Source organism: Parasphingorhabdus sp. (assembly GCF_059726685.1).
On sequence record NZ_AP041068.1, the window covers coordinates 3,088,084 to 3,109,355 of the forward strand.

Sequence of the window (21,272 nt, forward strand, 5' to 3'; positions counted from 1 at the left end):
TCCTGTAGTGAAAAATCATGCGGCAAAAAGAACTCCGACTGGCCCTGATCTGCTATGGCGGCGTGAGCCTCGCCATTTACATGCATGGCATCACCAAGGAAATCTGGAAGCTTGCCAAGGCCAGCCGGGATTTTCATGACGGCCAGAAAAACGATAGCTGCAGTCGCGGTACCTATTACGACATATTGGAGTGGATAGAGCAGGAAAGCACTGTCAAATTGCGGGTGCTGCCCGACATTATCGCAGGAGCCAGCGCCGGCGGGATTAACGGCATATTCCTGTCGCAAGCCATCATATCAGGAGAATCTCTCGAACCGCTGACCGATATGTGGCTGGAAACAGCCGATGTCGATACGCTGCTGGATCCCGATGCGCGGCCCCTGTCGCGCTTCTCCAAATTCTGGGCAGAACCCATTGCCTGGATGGCACTTGGCCGTAAAGGCGGTGCGGTGGAACAAACAGTTTCCAAGGAAGCGCGTGAAGAGGTAAAAATGAAGCTGTCCCGCTTCGTGCGGGCACGCTGGTTTGCGCCTCCATTTGGCGGAAAGATATTCTCCGGCCTGATCTTGGACGCACTGGCAACGATGAAGAAGACCAAGCGCGGTCCCAAATTACTGCCACCGGGGCAGCCGCTTGATTTATTTGTCACCGTGACTGACTTTGTCGGTCATCCGGAAAAGCTGCAACTCCATAGTCCGCCAGAGGCTCTGGAGATGGAGCACCGCATCACCATCAGTTTTTCCACGCGGGGCAAGCCGGGCGGCGATATCGCTGATCCCGCCGAACTCGTTTTTGCCGGCCGGGCAACAGCCAGCTTTCCGGGCGCGTTTCCACCATTCACGGTCACCGAATTGGACAATGTTCTATCCGACCGTAATCAGGTTTGGACCAATCGGTCACGTTTTCTAAAGCGGATATTGCCCAATCAAAGCCGGGCTGGCACCGCCAATGATACGGTGTTGATTGATGGTTCCGTTTTGGCGAACGCCCCCTTTGCGCAGGCCATTGAAGCTTTGAAAAACCGGCCAGCGAAGCGGGAGGTGGATCGACGTTTTGTCTATATCGACCCAAGACCGGACCTGGATGTCGCCAAAAGCGACCGGGCGCTGCAACGGCTTCAGGCCGCACAAGAAGCAGAGGACGAAAACCTCCCCGGCTTCTTCTCGACCATATTCGGGGCGATATCGAATATTCCGCGAGAGCAACCAATCCGCGACAATCTTGATGACATATCACGGCGGTCAAACCGGATTATCCAGATGCGGCAAATTACCGATAATCTGCGCGGCGAGGTTGAGCAGAATGTCGAGGCCATTTTCGGCCGCACGCTGTTTCTGGACAAACCGACGGCGGCGCGCCTTGCTGCATGGCGGCGCAAGTCGCGGGACAAAGCCGGTAAGCTCGCAGGCTTTTCCTATAGCGCTTATGGTCATCTTAAACTCGCGACCGTGCTTGAGGACATCGCCCATACGGTGAGGCGGGCGAAGGCCGATTCCAATGTCCAAAGTCATCATGCGTTGCGCGAAGTGCTGTGGGCGGAACTGCGTGAGCGCGGTTTTGAGAATATCGCCAAAAAAGGCGGTGCTGGCCCGTCAAAGCTTGCCGCCGATTTCTTTCGACAGCATGATCTGGGTTATCGCATCCGCCGGCTGCGGTTTCTGGCCCGCCGGTTTGCCGAAGATCTCGATAGCGCACATCCCGATGACTATGCCGTGATCGAGCAGATGCATGATGTCATATATGACTGTCTTTCCCTTTATATTGAGCGTGAAACGATTGAATATCTGGGCGATGACTTTGTGGCACTGGCCAAAAATGCCGAGCATGCACCGGCCGCAATGCTCGACAGTCTGGCCAAGGCTCGTGATCTCGCCTCCGCCGATGCTTTGGTCGATGCCAAGCTGGCCGAAGCGATGGCGGGACTGCCCAAGCCGGAGCGCCGATCCATGCTGCTCGCCTTTCTCGGCTTCCCGTTTTACGACGTCGCCACCCTGCCTCTTTTGCAAGGCGAAGGTCTCGATGAATTTGACCCGATCAAGGTGGATCGCATTTCCCCTGAAGATGCAAAATCGATCCGTCAGGGCGGTGTTGTCGCAACACTAAAGGGCATTGAGTTCAATAACTTTGGTGCGTTCTTTAGCAGGAACTATCGCGAGAATGACTATCTTTGGGGCCGGCTCCATGGCGCCGAACGGATGATTGATATCCTTCTCTCGACCCTCCCCGAAGCAAAGCGCCCTGACCCGGAAAAGACGCTGGCGTTCAAAAAGACATTGTTTCGCGCAATCATTGATGAAGAGGAGCAGCGGCTGACCAAGATCGGCCCGCTGATCATCTCGCTTCGCAAGGAAATTGAGCGCGCAACGCCGTAATGCTTAACAATGACGCCTAGTGTTGATGGTCACCTGTTCCATGGGCCGGCATTTCCAGACTCTTGAATACAGCCTCAACAAATGCGTCACCCTTGATGAACGCGTCCTTGTTGGTGTCCCACTGAGCGGCAGGCTTCATCGCCTGAATCTGCTCCAGCGTCTTGCCCTCACCACGCGCTTTTTCGACGGATCCGATGACGCTTTTCATCATATCACGATAGTCTGTCAGATCTGCCTTGGTCGCCATCGGACCATGCCCGGGAATGATTCTGGTTTCGTCATTCACCATGGTCAGCGCCTTTTCCGCAGCCGCCAACACGCCTCGCGCATTACCGCCGCTATTGATGTCGATAAATGGCAGGGTCACCTTGTGGAAGTAAAGATCACCCATGTGCAGGACATTGGCGTTTTTCCAGAACACGATGCTGTCTCCATCGGTATGCGCGTGCGCCATATGCTTCACATGCACTTCATCGCCATTGAGATGCAGCTTCACGCCATCATGATAGGTGACCACCGGCAGTGCCTCTTTGGGTGACGCCGGGTCATTTCCGTTTCCGCTGGTTTGCTTGCCCGCCATCCGCTCACGAACATTGTCATGCGCCATGATCAGCGCGCCGGCCTTGCCGAAATTCTCGTTCCCGCCGGTATGGTCATAGTGCCAGTGGGTGTTGATCAGATATTTGACCGGTTCTGCGCCCAAGGCTGCAACCGCTGCCTGAATTTTCGGCGTCAATGGCGCGAACTGGTCGTCAATCAACACCGTGCCATCGGGCCCATAGGATACGCCAATATTGCCGCCTGCCCCAAAGAGCACCGCGATACCATCGCCAAGCTGCTCGGTCTTGATCTCCACCTTCGCGAAGCGATCCGTTTCCTGTGCATTGGTCTCGGCACAAGCCGTCAACGCCAAGGGAGATGCGGCCAGTAGCGCCAGCGAGATGGTCTTGGTTACAATATTTTCCATGGGGCTTTCTCCTAAATTCAAGGCCTTGTAGACGAAGTTTTGGCTTTGGCAAAGAACATCAAATGCACCAGCCGGCCGGTATCGTGCGATGTCCCAAAAGCCGCACCGCTATTGTGAAACAGCCAGGGACTGAACAGGATCAGGCGATTGAAACGCATCGGGACCAGCATGGTCCGCTCCCATCTCGCTTTATTTTGCGTGTCCCGGTTCACGACATCTTCGATCAGCGCGTTGATATCCGCATATCCCGCCTTGGTAATGGCAAGTGGATCACTGGGCACGCGTTCCAGCCCGGTGCGTTTGTGGCGGAAAAACTCGGTGCCGCCTTTGCAATGCTCCGGCAAGGACAGATAGAGAATGCCGGAATAGAAGGCCGGATCTATATGCACACCGCTGCGCCCCTTGTCGCCTTTCAGGGTAATCCGGCAATGGCTGTGACTGGTTCCATCGGCAGCTTTTACCGGTGCGCCAATTATCTTTGAAACGCGCTCATCCAATCCTTGAATATCCAGCGGTGTTGTCGAAATATGTCCGGGGTAATTACCGCGCTTGAAAGCCGCATCATAGTCCAGCGCCAGGGCTGCCTGACGCGCAGCCATTGGATCGGACAGAAAGTCATCAATGATCAGTAGTGATGGCAGCATCAATTCAGCCTTTGTAATTTTATTGCGAAGTTTACGATGTGCACAATGTCCTTTAGGGCGTTTGAGCTCCGAGAAAAACAGTTATAAGAAGATGATAAATGTTTGATAATTAACAGTAATTATGAAAATTCCTTATTTGAACGGCAACTGACCCCGATTATCACAATTCTGCATCTGTAGGACAGAAATTTATGGCTTGCTCTCTGTCTCCCACCGTGTGGCAATCAGGCTGGGGCGCTTGCCGATTTTGTTGAGCCAGTGCCGTAATGGCAAAAGCTGACCGATCAGATTGTCTCCTTCTGACGTCATCTGGACGGGCCGCAAGATGCAATAGATGAAAATATCCGCCAGCGAAAATTCCGCTCCGGCAAAATAGGGAGCTTCCTCCACCCGCTGACAGACTATACCGAGATGCTCCGCGATTTCCGGCAAGGCGGCCTCTATCACATCCGATCGCAATGGTGTCTTCAAAAAACGGTGCGCCAGCCGCGGCATCAAAAGGCCATGTTCGGCAACCGGAAACAGATAGTTGTTCGCCACCGATATCCAGCGATCCATTTCCGCCCGCGCGGCATGATTGTCCGGCTGCAGCGCGCCGCCATTATGGGCATTGTCAATATATTGGCAGATCGCGACGCTCTCATAGAGATTCAGTCCATCAATCTCGACCGTGGGGACCTTGCGGAACGGATGGCGCCGCCTGTTTTCCTCGCTGCCCGCTGGAGTGGCGGTTATGCCCCAGCTAATCCCGGCCTCTTCCGCCACAGTCTGGACAATGCGGCTATAGGTCGAGACTATCGTTCCATGAATCTGAAGCGTCGGTTGAACCATCAGGCAAGGCTAGTGCGAAAATATGCACCTGTCATCCTCTGACCGCCTATCGAAATTTCAGGCGCTCGCAATACCTTTGGTTAGAATGTCGTTTGCGATTGCCGCTACCTCCGCCGGGGATTTATCCTCCGTCCAGATACCATAGCGCAGCCCCAGAAAGACATTCATGCCCATGATCGCCCAGGCATGGGCCTCATCCATATCATCGCGCAAATCACCCGCCTTGCTGCCCTCCTGTAATCGCTCGGCAATGCGTGCGGCTGTTTCCTCATAGTGAGATCGATAGCTTGCAGGATCGACAAATTCCGCTTCGTCGATGATCCGGTAAATTTCCTTGTGCTCGCGGGCGAAGCTCATAAATGCTTCCAGCGCCAGTTTTTCCCGCTCCAGCGCATCCTGCCATTCGGTCATCGCACTGGCGGCGTGGGTTTTGACCCGTGCGCTCATGTCTTTCACCAGCGCGCTGAACAATTCATCCTTCGAATCGAAATAGGTATAGAAACTGCCCAAGGCGGTTCCGGCCCTTTGGGTAATTCCGGTAATCGAGGCTTCATGAAAGCCTTTTTCACCAAATTCCAGCGCCGCAGCATCCAGCAATTTTCTTTTGGTTTTCAGACCCCGTGCGGTGCGGGGTTGCTTGTCTTTCGATTCGACATGATCGGAATATTCTGTGGCCATGAAGTCACGGCTAACGGCATTTTGCGGGATTGGCAAATTTCATAGTTGAAAGGTGGTTCATGTTTCAGTAAAGGCAGTGTAACGATCTGGAAATGCCAGGCTAAAAAATGTTTAGGAGGAGGTTCCCCATGAGATTTCAACACAGCGTCAGTTATGCAGCTTTGGTGTCCGGTTTGGCGACGGCAATGCTCGTTCCAACGGCCGCCCACGCGCAGCAGACAGAGGCGGCCAGCCAGGACGCTGATGACGGCATAATTGTTGTCACCGCACGGCGCCGCGAAGAGCGTCTGGTTGACGTACCGCTTTCCATCACCGCGATTAGCGGCGATGATCTGGTCGCCTCGGGCGTGCAGGATATCACCGAGATCGGTCAGGAGGTCCCCAATCTTACATTGGAAGTATCACGCGGTACCAACACCACATTGACTGCCTTCATTCGCGGCGTGGGTCAGCAAGATCCGGTTGCCGGCTTTGAGGCAGGCGTGGGTCTCTATGTTGATGATGTCTATCTCAACCGGCCGCAAGCCGCTGTTCTGGACATTTATGATGTCGAGCGGATTGAAGTTCTGCGAGGGCCGCAGGGCACATTATATGGCCGCAATACCATTGGTGGTGCGATCAAATATGTCTCACGCCGCCTGCCCGACGACACATCGGTCAAAATCCGTGGAACATACGGCTCCTATGACCAGGCCGACCTGATCGTCACGGCCTCTACCCCGATTACCGACAGCCTGCGCATCGGTGCCAGCGGCGCGCGGCTCAGCCGCAGCGGCTTTGGCGACAATCTGGTTCAGCAGGGTGTTGAAAATTACAACAAGGACGTTTGGGCGGCGCGCGGCAGCATCGAATATGATGATAACGGATTTTTCGTGCGCTTGTCGGGCGACTATATCCGCGACGAAAGCGACCCGCGCCAGGGGCATCGTCTTATCCCCAGCCTGCTGACCGGCGCACCGGTTCTGGATGATGTTTTTGACACACGCGCTGGCCTGACTGTCCCCGAGCAACTGGTCGAAGCTTATGGCGGATCGCTGCTGATCGAAGCGCCGGTATCGGACAATATCACGCTGAAAAGCATCACCGCGTATCGCGAGGATAAATCTTCCTCCAATATCGACTTTGACAGCTTGCCGTCCGAAGATCTCGACGTTCCGGTCATCTATGAGAATGACCAGTTCAGTCAGGAGTTCCAGGTCCTGTATGAAAGCGACAATCTGAACGGCGTCTTGGGCGCTTATTATCTCGACGCCAACGCATTTAACGTGTTCGACGTGCTGCTGGCGACGACCGGCGCGCTGCCCTTCGTCAACCTGCCCGGCCTGAACGCCCAGACGCTTGGCGATGTCGATACCGAAACCTGGTCGATTTTCGGCGATTTTACCTATGATATTTCCGATCATCTCAGCCTGTCTGTGGGTGGCCGCTATACCAATGACAAGCGTAGCTCGCGGATTTTGCGCACGTCATTTGTGAACGGCTTTTCCGACCAGTTCGGTGGGGCGGGTGTTCCTTTTGCCGTGACGTCCGATTTTGAAGGGAGCGACACGTTCAAGGAATTTACCCCGCGCGCGTCGATCAGCTGGAAGCCAGATGAAAACCACAATATCTATTTCACCTATTCACGCGGCTTCAAAGGCGGCGGATTTGATCCGCGCGGTCAGAGCAGTGCAACACCCGATTTCGATCAAGATGGCACAATTTCCGCCGATGAGGTTTTCAACTTCCTGCAATTTGATCCGGAAACCGTCGACAGTTATGAGCTGGGCTGGAAGGGGTCTCTGCTCGACAATCGCCTGAATGTCAGCGTTGCGCTGTTCAAGGGTGATTATTCCGATGTCCAGATACCCGGCTCAGTCGGTTTCGATACCGATGGAGACGGTACCAATGACAGTTTTGCGGGCATCACCTCCAACGCCGCCAGCGCTGACGTCAACGGCTTCGAATTTGAAGGGCGCGCCCTGGTCGGCAAAGATTTTGCCGGACCGGGCAGCCGTTTCAATGTCAGCTGGTCACTTGGCTATCTCGATGCCAGTTTCAACACGTTTATCGACAATCTTGGCAATGATGTGGCCGATGAACGCGTGTTCCAGAACACGCCGGACTGGACTGGCAGCATGTCGTTCAATCTTGGCGTGCCGGTGGCAAGCGGGATGCTCGATCTGATCAGTTCGATATCCTTCCGCAGCGATGCCAGCCAGTTTGAATCGCCCAATCCGTTCCTCGACCAAGATGGTTTTTCACTGGTCGATGCCAGCCTGGTTTACACCGATGACAGCGATCTGTTCTCGATTGGCGTCCATGGCAAGAACCTGTTCGACAAACGGTATAAGGTGGCCGGATATAATTTTGTTGCAGGCGGACAAAATGGAGCACCCTTTGTCTCGACCTTGGGTCTGGAGGGGACCCTGACGGCCTTCTTCGGTGACCCCCGGCGCGTTTTCGTCACTGGCGAAATCAAGTTTTAAGCCGGCCGGACGTGGCGAACGACTCCCCACCGGCGGATCGCGAGAAAAGCGATCCGCCTGCCTATCAGGATCATTTCTACCGCAGCGGTGATGATCGGCTGACGCTGTACGCACGCATCTACGAAAGCGACGGGCCGCCCTTGCTGCTGATGCACGGACTGACCCGCAACAGCGCCGATTTTGAGGGGCTGGCGGCACATCTGGCCGGGAAATATCGCCTGATCGTTCCCGACCAACGCGGTCGCGGACGATCGGACTATGACCCGGATCCGGTCAACTACATACCGGCCTCCTATGTTGTCGATATGATGGCACTGCTAGACAGTCTGCAGCTTGATCAAATCGGTCTGATCGGTACGTCCATGGGCGGTCTCATGGCGATGATGATGGCTGCCACCGAACCGCGGCGTTTCACCAGCGTCATCCTCAACGACATTGGCCCTGTTGTGGAACAGGATGGTCTGGACCGCATTCAAAGCTATGTCGGCGCGCTCACTCCCTTTGACAGCTGGCAGGAAGCAGCCGATCATTGCCGCAAGGTGCATGGCGACGTGATGCGCGGCTATGATGAACAGGACTGGCTCGGTTTCGCGCAGCGCACCTGTCAGCCACTGCCTGACGGACGCATAAAATTCGCCTATGACCCCGCCATTTCCGAAGGTCTTGGCGGCAACGAACAGACCGCTGTCCCACCAGATCTGTGGCCGGTATGGGAGCAGCTTGATGCCATCCCCACCTTGATCGTCCATGGTGCGTTGACAGACATAATCTCCCCGACCACTGTGGCGCAAATGCAAGATCGCCATTCCGGACCCATTAGCGCTATCGAGATTGCAGATCGCGGTCACGCCCCAATGTTGGACGAACCGGCCGCAATCTCGGCAATTGACGGTTTCCTGCAAAGTCTAGAATCCTGAATGGCGAGCAATGCCCATATCCCCGCACGCGCTACCTCTCCCAATGTTGCGCTGGGCATGTTGCTGGTCGTCTATATATTCAACTTCGTTGACCGGCAGATATTGGCAATACTCGCTGGCCCGATTCAGGCTGATCTCGGCCTCAGCGACACCCAGATGGGATTACTCGGCGGCATTGCCTTCGCCCTGCTCTATTCTACGCTGGCAGTACCGCTTGGCTGGATAGCCGACAAGACCAGCCGCAGCTGGGTCATCACCCTTTCCCTAGGTGTATGGAGCGGATTTACGGCGCTTTGCGGTTTCGCGCAGGGTTTCTGGTCGATTTTCCTCGCACGCCTTGGCGTTGGCATAGGAGAGGCTGGCGGAGTTGCGCCGTCCTACGCGCTGATCGCGGATTATTTCCCCAGCGAAAAGCGCGCCCGCGCCCTGTCCATCTATTCGCTGGGCATCCCCTTGGGATCGGCAACAGGCGTGATCGCAGGCGGCTATATTGCCGCCACCGTCGACTGGCGCCTCGCCTTTATCGTCGTCGGGCTGTCGGGGGTTTTGATCGCGCCATTATTTAAATATCTTGTGCGCGATCCCGGCAAAAAACCGGTGATCGCGGAAGCTGCACCTTCACAAGCCCGCTTTGTCGATATCGTAAAAATTCTGGCCAAAAAGCGCGCCTTCTGGTTTCTGGCCTTTGGCGCGGCCTCCAGTTCGATGCTCGGCTATGGCATTGCCTTCTGGCTGCCCAGCCTTTTGCAGCGCAGCTTTGGCCTTGACCTTATCGAAACCTCCCTGTTCTTTGGATCAATATTGCTGATCGGCGGCGTAGCCGGTGTCATTAGCGGCGGGATATTGGGAGACTGGCTCGGCAGCAAAAACAAGGGCGCCTACGGGCTGGTCCCGGCGGCCGCATTCCTGCTCGCTGTTCCTCTGTTTGCCGCAGGCATCATGAGCGGTTCGGCTACCCTCGCCTTCATCCTGTTCCTGATCCCGCAGGGCCTGGCCTATATCTGGCTGGGACCGGTTTTGTCAGCAGTGCAGCATCTGGTCACCGCCGAAACCCGGGCCACCGCGTCGGCGCTGTTCCTGCTGATCAATAATCTCGTTGGCATTGGCGGCGGGATATTCTTTCTCGGCGCGCTCTCTGACAGCCTCGTCCCGATTTATGGCGAGGACAGCCTGCGCTATTCCATGCTGATATCGCTGATATTCTATGTGATCGCGGCAGGTTTCATGGCACTGGCGGCAAGGCCCTTGCAACGGGAATGGATCGAGGAAACCGCCTAGCCCAATTCCTCGGCCCGCAAGGCTTTGCGATCCAGTTTCCCGATCATGGTTTTGGGCAGGCTCTCTCTTACCACGACATCCTCAACCCGTTCATGCTTGCCAAGCTGCGGGTTCAGCCAGTTTTTCAACGTAGCGCCGTCGACATCCATGCCTTCTTCCAACGCCACAAAAGCTTTCGGGCTTTCACCGCGATAGTCGTCGGGCACCCCGATGACGAGCGCTTCCTTGACCGCATCATGCTTGTATAGCACTTCCTCAACCTGGCTCGGGAAGACCTTGAAACCGCCGACCGCGATCATATCCTTTAGCCGGTCGACAATTTTGACATAGCCATCGTCATCAATCTCCGCGACGTCACCGGTGCGCAGGAAGCCGTCGACAAACACGTCATCATCCGCATCTGGCCGGTTCCAGTACCCCTGCATGACCTGCGGCCCCGAAAAGATCAGCTCGCCCGGCTCGCCGTCAGGAACCTGCTTGGTTGGATCTTCCTTGTCGACCAGCCGGACCAATGTCCCCGGCACCGGCTGTCCGATGGTGCCCGACTTGTTCAGACCCGAATAGGGATTGGCGCTGACAACACCGGAGCTTTCGGTAAGGCCATAGCCTTCGACCAGCTTGGCCCCGGTCTTCGCTTCGAATTTCTTCTTGAGTTCCAGCGGCAACGGCGCGCCGCCCGATACACAGACCTTCAGCGACGAGAAATTGGTTTTGTCGATATCCGGATGGTCGAGCAGCGCCTGATACATGGTCGGCACACCGGGCATGGCGGTAATCTGGTTGCGGGTAATGGCCTTCAACGTCTGCTTGGCATCAAAGCGCGGCAACATGACAATCTCACCGCCCCTTTGCACCGTCCGGTTGAGCACCGCGCTGTTCGCAAACACATGGAAGAAGGGCAGCACGCCCATCAGCCGGTCGTCATCATCAATAAACGGATCAATACTATTAATCTGCCGGGCATTGCCGGTCAGGTTCTGGTGGCTAAGCATCGCGCCCTTAGGTGTCCCCGTGGTCCCGCCGGTATATTGCAACAGGGCAATATCCTTTTCCGGATGGATATTGGGCGCAACATATTTGCCGTCATTATCGGTCAGGTCGGCAAAGGGCGTGATCCGGTCATCCTTTGGCTGCGGCGAGTTTTCCTTGCGCCGGAACAGGCGGTAAAACAGCGCCTTGGCACCGGGCAGCGCGCCAGCGACACTGCCAACGACCAGTCGTTCGAGGCTCGATTGCCGCAACACTTCATAAGCGGTCGGGAACACGGCACTGGCCGAGAGCGTGAAAAGAATTTTTGTGCCGCTATCTTCAACCTGATGATTGAGTTCATCCACGGTATAAAGCGGCGAAAAGTTGACCACCGTCGCGCCGATTGCCATCGCGCCGTAATAGGCAGTTACATAGTGAGGAACATTAGGCAGGAACAGACCGACCCGATCGCCCTTTTGAACGCCTAGATCCTGCAACCCTTTAGCCACCCGGACAACACCGGCAGCAACCTCGGCATAGCTATATTTCCGCCCCATAAAATCGAGCAGATTGGCATCTCCCCGCCGTCCGGCCGAGCGAAAGAACATGCCCGGCATCGACAGCGGCGGGAAAAACTGATCCCAGTCCGTGGGATGATTATAACGCGATTTCCAGATAGGAGTGGAATCGCCAAGCGGCTGTGTTTCGGGGGTGTCAGTCATTGACATTTATGTAAGTGAATATCTGGCCGCTGACAATGGTGATCGGCGAATTTTGGTCCTTTCCCGAATAGACTGAAAGTTGGAAGCGTCCGCTTGATTCCGGAAGCGAAGCCTTCAGCTATCAGAGCTTGCCGGATGATTTTCGCAAGATAAGTCAATATGGATGCTCTAGGGCGCATTCCCGTTTTCCAGTTCGAGATGTGTTTTCAACCGCTCGATGACCTTTTGAGTGATTGCGATGTCTTTCAGAGACAAGCCACTGGAAAGCGAGTTTACCCAAGGGGTCTGCAATGCAATTGCAGATTCGTACAGCTTCCGTCCCTTGGAAGTGAGTATCACGAGATGTGCTCTTTTATGGTGTGGATTTGGCTGGAACTCGACAATGCCTTCTTTCTCCAGGTCATTTGCGATACGTTGTACTCCCTGCCGATGATGCCCCATTGTTCTTGCATGCCACGCTATGGACTCCGGTCGTTCTGCGTTGGCCAATGCACCGAGGACCTGCCATCTGGCACTGGTCAGTCCGAGATCAGCCACGAGCCGGTCACCGGCCGTAATCAATCGGCCATTGAGACGAAAAACATCCAGGATTAGCGCTGTCACAGCTTCTCCCTCAGCGGTCCATTTTTCTGTCGCCATTGATACTCCTATTTTCTTATTGACAATATGTTGTCAATTAATTTATCCGTATTGTCGATATGACAACATATCACCAAAATAAACGAAATATCAAGGAGCAGTGATAATGGTCGGTTTCAAACCTCTCGATGAAAATTATCCAATTGAAAAACAATTGGGGAACGATGTTGGACCCGTCGTATTGGTCAATCTTTTCACGGTTGACCCCAAAGATCAGGAAGCGTTGGTCGCAGCGTGGAGAAATGATGCTCTCTATATGAAGAAGCAACCGGGATATATCAGTACGCAACTGCATAAAGCCGTCGGTGCGAGCAGCATGTATCTGAATTACGCAATCTGGGAATCAGTATCGCATTTTCGCTCGGCATTCTCCAATCCTGAGTTCCAAAACGCGCTCAGTCACTATCCTTCGAGCGCTGTCACAGCGCCCCATCTCTTCGAGAAAGTCGCTGTTTCGGATTGTTGCACAGCCTGAAACAGCAGATCTTAGAAGGAAGAGACATGTCGCTAAAAAGTACCCAATCCAGATATGGATCAGTTGCCCTGACCATTCACTGGTTGAGCGCAATTTTGATTGTTATAGCCCTTGCCACGGGATTCAGAACTGCGAGCACAGTCGATCCCGCTGCAAAGGCTCAACTTCTGACCATTCATGTACCAATAGCGATTTTGGTGACTCTGTTAACAGTCGCAAGGCTGTTGTGGTGGCTCTTTATAGACCAGAAACCTGATCCTGTAGCCGGTGCACCAAACTGGCAACAGTCCAGTGCAAAAGTCGTTCATTGGCTTTTTTACGTTGTGATCCTGGGCATGGCGGCAAGCGGTGCGGGCATGTTCATTCTGTCTGATGCAGGCGCGATCGTGTTCGGGAATGAAACCAGTCCGTTGCCAGAATTTGAAAATTACAAGCCCCGCATTCCACACGGCATAGGAGCGCGCTTCATGGTCTTGCTGCTAGTCGCCCACATTGGCGCTGCACTTTATCATCACTTTATAAAGCGCGACGGCCTTTTGGCGCGGATGTGGTTCAAAGGAACTGATCAATGAAAACGAAAGCTCACGCCATCGCCGGGATATTCGGCTTTCTTTCTCGCATCTAAAACGAGTGCGAGCCAATTCGATAGTGTGGTTTATATTGTGGTCAAGAGTCCGGCACAGTAACTTTCACGTTTTACAGCGCTTCCAGCTGGACCGGCAGACCATCGCGTGGCTGCGGGATCGGGAAAACCTGCCATTTCGGTTCGTAGTCCGGTCCGGCGCTGAGGACGATACGATTCTGTGTCAGCATCGCATGCATCAAGATTTTGATCTGCATATAGGCGAAATGCAGCCCCAGACACATATGGGCACCGCCGCCAAAAGGCACCCAGGCATATTTGTGCCGACCGGCGCTGTTTTCCGGCGTGAAGCGCATCGGGTCAAATTTGCTCGGATTCGGCCAGTGCTTTTCCATCTTGTGAACAAATTGCGGGCTGATGCCGATATTGGTGCCAGCCGGAATGGTATAGTTGCGGAAAGTGAATTCCTTGACTGCGCGGCGAGGAATGCTCGGCACCGGCGGGATCAGGCGCAGGGATTCCTTGAATGCCATTTCGGTCAATTCCAGCTTGCCGAGATCTTCATAAGCCAGCGGTTGACCGGCAGGTGCCACTGACAAAAGCTCTTCGCGCAGCTTGTCCTGCCATTCCGGGTGCTTGGCGAGCAAATAGGTCATGCTTGTGGCCGAAGACGTGATGGTGTCATGCGCCGCCATCATCAGGAAGTTCATGTGATCGACAACTTCATCTTCGGTCAGAAGCTCTCCATTTTCATGGGTCGCCAGGCAGATTTGCGTAAATATGTCCTCGCCGCCTTTTTCCCGCCGTTCCTTCACCTGCGGTGTGAAATAGCTCAGAAGATATTCGCGCGCCTTTACGCCGCGCCACATTTTCGTGAACGGAATAGGTTTGCGGGCAACGCCGACGGAGGCCTGCACCTCATCGACAAAAGCCTTGTTGATCTTGTCCGCTTCCGGACCCCAGGGAATGCCGAGAATCGCGCTCGCTGCTGTGTCCAGTGACAGGGATTTGATCGCCGGATAAAATTCAAATCCGGTTCCGCTCCACTCGGCCACCCGCTCCGCTATGCCTTCGTTCAGAACCTTGCAATGATGCTTCATCGGTCCCGGCTTGAACGCAACCGATAGTGCTTTGCGATCCGCCCGGTGACGTTCAAAATCCATCAGCATCAACCCGCGCGGGAAGAGATTGTTGAGGACCGGTCCCCAGCCCTGTTCGCTGGAAAAAATCTTGTCTTTGTTGAACATGACCAGTTCAGTGGCGTCAGCACCGAGCAGCGTGACATTATGCTTGCCAAAATTATAGGTCCGATAGACCGAGCCATATTTTTCGAACATCTGACGCCCGAACGCAATGGGATCCTTGATAAGTTTCAGCGTCGAACCGAATATCGGCATGCCTTCCTCACCTGGAATATGACCAAGCGCTTCCTTGCTGGGAGGTTTCACCCAATGCGGGTTGGCGGTCTCGGTATAGGGATATCCGTGGGCTTGTGCTGCGCTGGCCAAAATAATCTCTCCGAAAATACTTAGTTTTACCGGGTCATACTAACTACTTTCATTAATGTCAGCAAGCATCTGTGTTCATTTCCAATTCAATCCATCAATGTTACAAAATAGGGCAACAGGAAAAGAAACCGGACTCGCGGGGCCAAGCCAGTCTAAAGCAGTGAACACCCGAAGCAGCAGCACGCGATGCTGGGCGGCCGGTGCAAAGAGGGGAATGAACATGGCTGATAACTGGATCAACAGGCTTGCAAAACCAGCCTTGCTGAGCGGAGCGATGCTCAGCCTCAGTGCCTGCGCTTACGGCGGCGGATCATATGGTGACGGCTATGTGAACGGTGTGGGTTATGGCTGCGATCCCTACGCACCATTTGATGATTATTATGCCTGCGACAATGGTTATGGCTATGCCAATATCGGATTTGGCGGCGGCTGGTATGACAGTTTCTACTATCCCGGTTACGGCATCTATATTTTCGACCGGCGCGGATCCCGCTATGCGATGAAGCGCCATCATAAGCGCCATTGGGCCAGAAAGCGCGCTGAATATGGTTGGCGCAAGGGCGGCCGCCGGGGAGAAAGGTGGCGCAACCTGACACCTGAGCAGCGCGCCGAGCGCCGAGACCGCCGAGCAGAACGGCGTCGCAACCTTACACCAGAACAACGGGCGGAGCGACGGGATCGCAGAGAAGAAAGACTCCGCAACCTAACCCCGGAACAACGCGCCGAGCGCCGCGAGCGGAGAGCGGAAAGACGGGAACGCAGAACCGATAATGGTGCCCGCACGGGTCGGGCAGCCTTGCGCGATGGCGCAATACGCGGTCAGCGCAGCGGTGAGGCCAGACAAAACCGGCGCGCCAACCGACAAAACAACGGTGCCCGGTCTGAACGCCGCGCCCGACCGGCGGCAGCACAACAACGCCGCCAGCAAATCAGGCAGCAAGCCAGGCCAGCAGTCCGGACCAAAGCGCGCCCTCAGCCGCGCTCAGTGCCCAGGGAACGTCCGGCGCGGCGATCATCTCGCGGCGATGTGTCCCGCCGTAACGTCAATATTGATTGAGAAAAAACGGTTCAGTCTCTGACAAAGACGATCTTTATATCGGGATCGCCAATGGTTTCTTCGGCCTGCGCAAAGGGGATCGTTTTTGAAATCACCTCTTCGTGCTTTATGCGTCCGTCGCAAGCGCATTTGATGACATCCGGCATCGTCGCCCGCGCTTGGGCCCGGCTTATGTCGTAGGTGATACCCTTCATGTACATTGATCCCAACGGGATATTGTCCATCTTTCTCCCGGGCGCAGATACGCCGGTGCAATGACCGCAAGCCGCAGTGGAATTCAGCGCATAGATCAGACCATCCGGCATATTGGATGCATCGACGACGATGGCAAACTGTCCATCAACAGGCATATCGGCATGATATTGCCTTTCGAGCACCTCGGCACCGATCTTCTTTGCCTGCCCCAACCTGTCACTGTCAAAATCCGTATAGACGACGCGTCCTGCACCAAGAGCTAACGCTGCCTGGGCAGCGAACAAACCGACACTTTGCGCAAGACCGCCGACAACAAGAACATCTTCTCCAGGCTGTTTCTCCAGGGGGCCTGAAACCGTCCGATATCCGTCGCTGGCATTGTCAGAAATGGCCGCCGCCACCGGCAGCGATATCTGATCGGGAATTTTGACCAGCATTGCATCTGCATAGGGGACCAGCACATAATCGCTCAATCCACCGCCCCAGTCCTTGCCGCTACTTTGCGCCAGGCCATAAGCCGAAAAAGCCGGAACACTGGTGCAGGCGTTGGGAAAACCAAGCTGGCAATTTTTGCATGTGCCGCAGTTAATCTGGAATGGAACAATGACCCTGTCGCCTGGAACAAATCCATCCACATCATCACCAATTTCGACAATTTCGCCGGCAATTTCATGACCGAAAGCGAAAGCTTCATCCCGCATGGGAACAATGCCGTTTGCTATATAGAGGTCGAGGTCGCAGCGGGTGACCGCCAAGGGCCTGACAATGGCCTGTCCCGGGCTTTCTATTTTCGGCGCGGGCACTTCGCGCCACTCGAACTGCCTGGCTGCCAAAAACGTAAACTGCTGCATGCTGCTGTCTATCATCGAACGTCCTCCAGAATATACTTCACTCCTAAAGTATATTCTGGAGGACAGAAATTTTCAAGGGGGATAGAGTAAGCCCATGTCTGCATCGAAACTGAAGCTATATTGGCGCTTGCAACTGGCCGCGCATTTCTTGCAAAAACGCGCGGATCGCGACCTCCTGGAAAGTGGCAACGTAACCACGGCACAGCTTGGCGTGATCGCAGTTATTGGCAACGGTACCAACGTCACCCAAAAAGATGTGGCTGTCGCTCTTGGCCTAAACGAATCAGCCATTACCGCAATGGTCAGGCGGCTCATTGGCCTTGGATATGTTGAGCGTCAAAAAAGTGAGCATGATGGCAGGGCCAAGCTCCTGAACCTTACTGACAGCGGGCATGCAATCCACCAAAACACCCGCCCGCCGTTTAAAAAGATAAATAACCGCATAGAATCCGTGCTGGATGACACCGAGATAGAGAATCTGGCTGACTATCTGGAAAGATTGACCGAAACTTTCCGGTGACAGGCATGAGCATGGCGGATTGCGAATCCCCCGAAAGGCAACTTTCGTTTCATGAACATGCGATATCCCCGGACGAGACGGACGGATGATGCGACTAAGTCACAGCCGCGGCGGTGGCACTGACTTGATTCCAAACGAAACTTTTTCGATTTTGGCCAATCGCCTCCATATCGGTTCGAATAATAGTTAAGAGAATTGTAATCTTTTCCCAAAACCGCTAATTTCATTGATGTAAATAGTATCAGGGGCATATCTATGGCTACCGCGTATAGTGACATTCAACCCGATCGGTTTGAACCTGCCGAAGCGCATCCACAACATGGTGTAATCATCGGCGGACCCGCCGCGCGGGCCAAACGCATCGAATATGGCATCCTGCTGTCCTCTATGGTTATCGGATCACTTGGCGCACTTTACTGGACGCTGACCCATGCCACTGGCTGGGTCGAATGGTCTGCTTTCCTGTTTGGCTATGTCCTTATCAACATGGGTGTTGGTATCGGCTATCACCGCTTTTATACGCATCGCGCCTTTGAAGCCGGTCCGAAAATGCGTCTCGCCATTGGCATTATGGCGCAAATGGCCTGTCAGGCTTCGGTCCTGAAATGGGCGGCCGATCACCGGCGGCATCATGCCTTTTCCGACCGTGTTGGCGATCTCCACAGCCCCTATATTGACGGACATGGCAAGAAAATGTCGAAGTGGAAGGGCCTGGGCATCGCTCATTTTGGCTGGCTGTTCGACAACACCACGTCGGATATGAAAGTTTACGGCAAAGGCCTGATCGATGATCCGCAAGTATTGTGGTGTCACCGGCATCGCTGGTCGATTGCCATTTTTTCCAGTGTGGTATTTCCCGCACTATGGGCGCTCGCCTTTGGCGGACCGGAACATATTATCGGTACGATCCTGATCGGCGGGTTTTTCCGCAACTTCTTCTTCCTCAACTTCGTCATGGGCGTGAACAGCGTCGGCCATGTCTTCGGTTCACAACGTTTCAAGACCAAGGACGGATCACGCAATAACTGGTTCATGGCCTGGATGACCTTTGGCGATGGCTGGCACAACAACCATCACCAGCATCCGCGTTCGGCCTATGCCGGCATGATGTGGTGGGAAGTGGACGTGAACGGCTATATCATCTCGCTCTGGGAGAAAATGGGTCTGGTCTGGAACGTTCAGCGCGCACCGAAATATGTCCGCGATGCCGACGGCAACTGGGTGCAGGAGAAAAAGCTGAACGTGGAAGATCAACAGACAAGTCCGGAAGCCATGTCTGAAGATGATGGCGGCCTGATGTTCAGTGACGATCCGAAAGCTGACAACCAAAAGACGACCGCCGAGGCAGTCTAAAACCCTAATCCGGTTTTGTAGATCGTAGCAATATTGTCGCGGTAACGGTTTCGTTACCTCCGGGATTAACCGTGAGTTCCTCCAAAGATATGCCGCGGGCTTCCAGCGTTGCCAACCAACCAAACAGGGCTGTCGGCTTGGCGGAATCAATCGCCAATCTGACCATACCGTTGGTCTGCGGATCCAGCCGTCCGACTGCAAAGCCTGCTTCCCCGGCATTTTGGCTGATAAAAACGTCCAACGGACCAGCTACGGGCGTTACCGTCTTGTCTGCCGGTGCGGTCAATGCCGCCACCTTGGATTCAATCCGCGCCTGACTTTCAATGGCATCTGCATAGCTTTTTTCAGCCGACACATAGGCGTTGATGAAAGGCGCGACGATTGCGTAATATCCGACAACCAAGGCAACCAGAACGCCCAATATCCCGATCATTACCTTCTCGCGCTGACTAAGCGCCTGAAACCAGTCTTTCAGCGCAGCGATCATGGTGCGCGCACCGTAATATCAGCCTTGGATGATCCTGTGGCATCAGTCCGGGGCGTTGCCGTTATCTCAAATCCAGCGTTCTGGAGCGCGATCAGAGCCGGGTTCATGTCTTCATTCCTCACCGCCGTCAGACCCGCCAGAACAGTGCCGTCCTTACGATAGCTGATCCGCTCTATCGAAACGCCCTGGGTCTGCTGAACGGCCGAGAACAGCGCGGATGCTGGCACCGAAAAGGCGATGTTGCCGCGATTTTCACGGATCAGCCGCTCGTTGAGCAGCCGGTCTGCTTCATCCACGCTTTCCGCGGGTCCAATCACCGGTTCAGCCACAGCCAACGCTGCTGTTTCCGCATCCGCTATAGCCCAGTGATACTTCACCAATTGAACAACCGGAATCAGCAAAGAGATGACCAGAGCAGCCACGGCCAGCCAGCCCAGTAGCCGCCTTTGCGGCGCAGTCATCGACCTTTCGGCTTTTTTGGCGAAAGCACCGGAACGCAAGTTCAACGTGCCGCTGTCCGCGGCATTGACGAGCGCCTGATCAACCGATGCTTCTGGCAAAATAGTGACGTTGCCGTCACCAACAAGATGCGCGCGCAAGGATGGCTCATCGGGAATGATCATCTGCTGCGCCCGCAGCAATTTTTCAAAGCCGAAATCGGCCTCCACGACGGTGTCTTCTTCGGGCGCGATCAGCCAGCCAGCCGGGACAATTACATCGGAATCAATGCCAAGGGCTTGCAGTCGGACCAGTCCACTGGCGATCACATCCTTGCCAACCGATGCGGTCGCCACCTGCCCCGCGTCATCGGCAACCGCCGCTATATGGAGGTTTTCCACATCGAGGCTGTTTTCCTGCGCAACCAAGCGGGCTGCCGCCAATGCCTGCTGTTCGGTCATGTCATCAAGCGGTTCATGCCAACGCACGATACCGAGCGACGCGGGCATTAGTGCGATATGGGCAATCGGTTCATTCTCGAGCGAAGGCAGTTTCAGGCCAGCAGCGAGCAAGGGATCGACATCACAGCCTCTGGCTTCCACCGCACCATCCGCCACAAGCCACCATTGCAGGGCCTGCGCCTCTGCATCCGGAAAAACTGTCACAAAGAGCTTGGATGCCGACATTAGCCGCCTATGGCCCGGATCGATCGACGAATGGAAAGAGACAGCAACGGATTTTGTTCCAACATGACCTCCCCGACTCGGCTGAAAAACTTTATTGCGTCTTTAGCGGTTAGCTAGTCAATTTTGGCCGCAATGTCACCTTTGGCAATCTGGCTATTCCGCGTAAATGTCCGCATTGTCGTCTTCGCCGCCCGGAGCACCGTCCGCGCCCAGTGAATAGAGATCAAAACCCGGCCCATTGCGTCCCGGATTGTCATATTGATACGGCCGCCCCCACGGATCATCGGGAAGCTTCTTGATATAACCGCCCTGCCGATAGCGCGCCGATGGCGGCAGCGATGCAGGCGCGCTCGTCAACGCCGCCAAACCGTCGGATGAGGCGGGATAGGAGAGATTATCAAGCCGGTACATTTCCAGCGCCTGCCCCAAAGTGGCGATATCAGCCCGCGCCTTTTCAACCATCGCACGGTCCTGACTCGGCAAAACGTTGATGACAACCACCGTTGTCAGAAGGCCGAGAATGAAAATGACCACCATCAATTCGACCAGTGTGAAGCCATTGGGTTTCGGTTTCTTCTTGTCACCACGTGCAGTTGGGCGCCCCATGTCGGTGAAGAAATTGTGTGAAATCTTG

Annotated in this window: 20 protein-coding genes; 9 read left to right on the forward strand and 11 right to left on the reverse strand. The window is 54.8% G+C overall.

Going from position 1 to position 21,272, the window contains the following annotated elements; genetic code table 11:
- Positions 1–17: 17 nt before the first annotated feature.
- Positions 18–2,372: a patatin-like protein gene (locus AC6I9Z_RS15225; protein WP_461456707.1), complete on the forward strand. Its 2,355-nt coding sequence runs from the start codon at positions 18–20 to the stop codon at positions 2,370–2,372.
- 16 nt (positions 2,373–2,388) lie between these two features.
- Here the strand turns inward: AC6I9Z_RS15225 and AC6I9Z_RS15230 are convergent, their stop codons facing one another.
- The 4 genes from AC6I9Z_RS15230 to AC6I9Z_RS15245 form a co-directional block, all read right to left on the reverse strand.
- On the reverse strand, positions 2,389–3,339 hold the full coding sequence (locus tag AC6I9Z_RS15230) for an MBL fold metallo-hydrolase (protein WP_461456709.1): 951 nt from the start codon (positions 3,337–3,339) through the stop codon (positions 2,389–2,391).
- Positions 3,340–3,356: 17 nt separating this feature from the next.
- Complete coding sequence (locus tag AC6I9Z_RS15235; RefSeq protein ID WP_461456711.1) at positions 3,357–3,983, reverse strand: DUF6445 family protein; 627 nt, start codon at positions 3,981–3,983, stop codon at positions 3,357–3,359.
- 189 nt (positions 3,984–4,172) lie between these two features.
- A complete protein-coding gene (locus AC6I9Z_RS15240) occupies positions 4,173–4,814 on the reverse strand; it encodes a glutathione S-transferase family protein (RefSeq protein WP_461456713.1) in 642 nt (213 codons plus the stop codon).
- Between the two features lie 57 nt (positions 4,815–4,871).
- Positions 4,872–5,492, reverse strand: coding sequence for a TetR/AcrR family transcriptional regulator (locus tag AC6I9Z_RS15245; protein ID WP_109356365.1), 621 nt, complete (start codon positions 5,490–5,492; stop codon positions 4,872–4,874).
- Positions 5,493–5,620: 128 nt separating this feature from the next.
- Here AC6I9Z_RS15245 and AC6I9Z_RS15250 point away from each other — a divergent pair, with 128 nt between their 5' ends.
- The 3 genes from AC6I9Z_RS15250 to AC6I9Z_RS15260 are packed head-to-tail and all read left to right on the forward strand — an operon-like array spanning position 5,621 to position 10,155.
- Entirely contained in the window at positions 5,621–7,960 is a 2,340-nt protein-coding gene (locus tag AC6I9Z_RS15250; RefSeq protein WP_461456715.1) for a TonB-dependent receptor, read from the forward strand.
- 11 nt (positions 7,961–7,971) lie between these two features.
- Complete coding sequence (locus AC6I9Z_RS15255) at positions 7,972–8,877, forward strand: alpha/beta fold hydrolase (protein ID WP_461456717.1); 906 nt, start codon at positions 7,972–7,974, stop codon at positions 8,875–8,877.
- Positions 8,878–10,155, forward strand: a complete 1,278-nt coding sequence (locus AC6I9Z_RS15260; protein WP_461456719.1) for a spinster family MFS transporter — start codon at positions 8,878–8,880, stop codon at positions 10,153–10,155. It abuts the gene before it with no gap.
- Here AC6I9Z_RS15260 and AC6I9Z_RS15265 read toward each other — a convergent pair.
- Both AC6I9Z_RS15265 and AC6I9Z_RS15270 read right to left on the reverse strand, forming a co-directional pair.
- Positions 10,152–11,846 carry a long-chain-fatty-acid--CoA ligase gene (locus AC6I9Z_RS15265; protein WP_461456720.1) on the reverse strand — a complete coding sequence of 565 codons (1,695 nt, stop codon included), beginning with the start codon at positions 11,844–11,846 and terminating at the stop codon, positions 10,152–10,154. The two genes, AC6I9Z_RS15260 and AC6I9Z_RS15265, sit on opposite strands and share 4 nt — an antisense overlap.
- A gap of 168 nt (positions 11,847–12,014) precedes the next feature.
- Positions 12,015–12,485, reverse strand: a complete 471-nt coding sequence (locus AC6I9Z_RS15270; protein ID WP_461456722.1) for a MarR family winged helix-turn-helix transcriptional regulator — start codon at positions 12,483–12,485, stop codon at positions 12,015–12,017.
- A gap of 106 nt (positions 12,486–12,591) precedes the next feature.
- Between AC6I9Z_RS15270 and AC6I9Z_RS15275 the strand changes: the two genes are divergently transcribed.
- Together AC6I9Z_RS15275 and AC6I9Z_RS15280 are read left to right on the forward strand one after the other, a co-directional pair.
- Positions 12,592–12,960, forward strand: coding sequence for an antibiotic biosynthesis monooxygenase family protein (locus AC6I9Z_RS15275; protein ID WP_461456723.1), 369 nt, complete (start codon positions 12,592–12,594; stop codon positions 12,958–12,960).
- Positions 12,948–13,532: a cytochrome b gene (locus tag AC6I9Z_RS15280; RefSeq protein WP_461456725.1), complete on the forward strand. Its 585-nt coding sequence runs from the start codon at positions 12,948–12,950 to the stop codon at positions 13,530–13,532. Before AC6I9Z_RS15275 ends, AC6I9Z_RS15280 begins: the two co-directional genes overlap by 13 nt.
- Before the next feature lie 124 nt (positions 13,533–13,656).
- On the opposite strand, the gene AC6I9Z_RS15285 is transcribed toward AC6I9Z_RS15280, so the two are convergent.
- Positions 13,657–15,051: a cytochrome P450 gene (locus AC6I9Z_RS15285; RefSeq protein WP_461456727.1), complete on the reverse strand. Its 1,395-nt coding sequence runs from the start codon at positions 15,049–15,051 to the stop codon at positions 13,657–13,659.
- A 220-nt stretch (positions 15,052–15,271) separates the two neighbouring features.
- Between AC6I9Z_RS15285 and AC6I9Z_RS15290 the strand changes: the two genes are divergently transcribed.
- Entirely contained in the window at positions 15,272–16,108 is an 837-nt protein-coding gene (locus tag AC6I9Z_RS15290) for a hypothetical protein (RefSeq protein WP_461456729.1), read from the forward strand.
- Between the two features lie 11 nt (positions 16,109–16,119).
- Here the strand turns inward: AC6I9Z_RS15290 and AC6I9Z_RS15295 are convergent, their stop codons facing one another.
- Entirely contained in the window at positions 16,120–17,169 is a 1,050-nt protein-coding gene (locus tag AC6I9Z_RS15295; protein WP_461456731.1) for a zinc-dependent alcohol dehydrogenase, read from the reverse strand.
- Between the two features lie 79 nt (positions 17,170–17,248).
- On the opposite strand from AC6I9Z_RS15295, the gene AC6I9Z_RS15300 reads away from it, so the two are divergent.
- Together AC6I9Z_RS15300 and AC6I9Z_RS15305 are read left to right on the forward strand one after the other, a co-directional pair.
- A complete protein-coding gene (locus tag AC6I9Z_RS15300) occupies positions 17,249–17,674 on the forward strand; it encodes a MarR family winged helix-turn-helix transcriptional regulator (protein WP_461456733.1) in 426 nt (141 codons plus the stop codon).
- Positions 17,675–17,929: 255 nt separating this feature from the next.
- Positions 17,930–19,027: an acyl-CoA desaturase gene (locus tag AC6I9Z_RS15305; RefSeq protein WP_461456735.1), complete on the forward strand. Its 1,098-nt coding sequence runs from the start codon at positions 17,930–17,932 to the stop codon at positions 19,025–19,027.
- A gap of 4 nt (positions 19,028–19,031) precedes the next feature.
- Here the strand turns inward: AC6I9Z_RS15305 and AC6I9Z_RS15310 are convergent, their stop codons facing one another.
- The 3 genes from AC6I9Z_RS15310 to gspG form a co-directional block, all read right to left on the reverse strand.
- Positions 19,032–19,514, reverse strand: a complete 483-nt coding sequence (locus tag AC6I9Z_RS15310) for a type II secretion system protein M (RefSeq protein WP_461456737.1) — start codon at positions 19,512–19,514, stop codon at positions 19,032–19,034.
- Complete coding sequence (locus AC6I9Z_RS15315; protein WP_461456739.1) at positions 19,511–20,638, reverse strand: type II secretion system protein L; 1,128 nt, start codon at positions 20,636–20,638, stop codon at positions 19,511–19,513. Before AC6I9Z_RS15315 ends, AC6I9Z_RS15310 begins: the two co-directional genes overlap by 4 nt.
- Before the next feature lie 153 nt (positions 20,639–20,791).
- Entirely contained in the window at positions 20,792–21,244 is a 453-nt protein-coding gene (gspG, locus tag AC6I9Z_RS15320) for a type II secretion system major pseudopilin GspG (protein ID WP_109357614.1), read from the reverse strand.
- Positions 21,245–21,272: the final 28 nt, after the last annotated feature.

Coding starts and splice junctions, on each gene's coding strand:
- AC6I9Z_RS15225 (WP_461456707.1), top strand. CDS start 18: ATGCGGCAAAAAGAACTCCGACTGGCCCTGATCTGCTATGGCGGCGTG.
- AC6I9Z_RS15230 (WP_461456709.1), bottom strand. CDS start 3,339: ATGGAAAATATTGTAACCAAGACCATCTCGCTGGCGCTACTGGCCGCA.
- AC6I9Z_RS15235 (WP_461456711.1), bottom strand. CDS start 3,983: ATGCTGCCATCACTACTGATCATTGATGACTTTCTGTCCGATCCAATG.
- AC6I9Z_RS15240 (WP_461456713.1), bottom strand. CDS start 4,814: ATGGTTCAACCGACGCTTCAGATTCATGGAACGATAGTCTCGACCTAT.
- AC6I9Z_RS15245 (WP_109356365.1), bottom strand. CDS start 5,492: ATGGCCACAGAATATTCCGATCATGTCGAATCGAAAGACAAGCAACCC.
- AC6I9Z_RS15250 (WP_461456715.1), top strand. CDS start 5,621: ATGAGATTTCAACACAGCGTCAGTTATGCAGCTTTGGTGTCCGGTTTG.
- AC6I9Z_RS15260 (WP_461456719.1), top strand. CDS start 8,878: ATGGCGAGCAATGCCCATATCCCCGCACGCGCTACCTCTCCCAATGTT.
- AC6I9Z_RS15265 (WP_461456720.1), bottom strand. CDS start 11,846: ATGACTGACACCCCCGAAACACAGCCGCTTGGCGATTCCACTCCTATC.
- AC6I9Z_RS15270 (WP_461456722.1), bottom strand. CDS start 12,485: ATGGCGACAGAAAAATGGACCGCTGAGGGAGAAGCTGTGACAGCGCTA.
- AC6I9Z_RS15275 (WP_461456723.1), top strand. CDS start 12,592: ATGGTCGGTTTCAAACCTCTCGATGAAAATTATCCAATTGAAAAACAA.
- AC6I9Z_RS15290 (WP_461456729.1), top strand. CDS start 15,272: ATGGCTGATAACTGGATCAACAGGCTTGCAAAACCAGCCTTGCTGAGC.
- AC6I9Z_RS15295 (WP_461456731.1), bottom strand. CDS start 17,169: ATGATAGACAGCAGCATGCAGCAGTTTACGTTTTTGGCAGCCAGGCAG.
- AC6I9Z_RS15300 (WP_461456733.1), top strand. CDS start 17,249: ATGTCTGCATCGAAACTGAAGCTATATTGGCGCTTGCAACTGGCCGCG.
- AC6I9Z_RS15305 (WP_461456735.1), top strand. CDS start 17,930: ATGGCTACCGCGTATAGTGACATTCAACCCGATCGGTTTGAACCTGCC.
- AC6I9Z_RS15310 (WP_461456737.1), bottom strand. CDS start 19,514: ATGATCGCTGCGCTGAAAGACTGGTTTCAGGCGCTTAGTCAGCGCGAG.
- AC6I9Z_RS15315 (WP_461456739.1), bottom strand. CDS start 20,638: ATGTCGGCATCCAAGCTCTTTGTGACAGTTTTTCCGGATGCAGAGGCG.
- gspG (WP_109357614.1), bottom strand. CDS start 21,244: ATGGGGCGCCCAACTGCACGTGGTGACAAGAAGAAACCGAAACCCAAT.